The organism is Lacticaseibacillus zeae DSM 20178 = KCTC 3804 (genome assembly GCF_000260435.1).
In the GTDB taxonomy this organism is placed as follows: Bacteria; Bacillota; Bacilli; order Lactobacillales; family Lactobacillaceae; genus Lacticaseibacillus; species Lacticaseibacillus zeae.
In genome coordinates, this window is sequence record NZ_BACQ01000076.1 from 1 (window position 1) to 506 (window position 506).

General features: G+C 42.9%; 1 protein-coding gene. It reads left to right on the forward strand.

Annotation, left to right across the window (positions count from 1 at the left end; genetic code table 11):
• Window positions 1-144: 144 nt before the first annotated feature.
• A complete protein-coding gene (locus GSO_RS14090; protein ID WP_010493422.1) occupies window positions 145-477 on the forward strand; it encodes a hypothetical protein in 333 nt (110 codons plus the stop codon).
• Window positions 478-506 lie beyond the last annotated feature (29 nt).

The following is a 506-nucleotide window of genomic DNA, read 5'->3' on the forward strand; positions in this document are numbered from 1 at the left end:
TCGAACCTTAAAAGTTCCTTTATATAGTAAACAGTAATGATTACTAGTTCGTAAAAGGGCCTTTTAATTGACTTTAGAAAAACGATAATGATATAAAATGAGTGTCGATGAAAATACTAAGGTAATGATAGAGGAGGACTTTTAATGGCACATACGATTGCGGAAGTAGATGCGCACCATCACCACAGCCTTGCCTGTGGCCACACCAAGCTATTGCACGGTGATCACGTTGATTATCTCGAAAATGGTCATCTTCATCACCCGCATGAAGACCATTTTGATGAGGCTGTGATTCCCGTATCCGCCACTAATCCTGATGGTGAAAGTCCGATTGTTGAAGGCGAGTTGCATGATCAATATTGCGGCCACGAACAAGTACCGCATGGCGATCACATTGATTATTTGGTTAATGGTCGGTTGCAACATGTTCACGGCGATCATGTTGACGATCACGGGCCGGTGGATGTGGTCAACTGATATATCAGTTGACAAACAAGTTACGGCTC

Excerpts from the sequence above, each read along its gene's own strand:
- GSO_RS14090 (WP_010493422.1), top strand. The coding sequence starts at position 145 with ATGGCACATACGATTGCGGAAGTAGATGCGCACCATCACCACAGCCTT.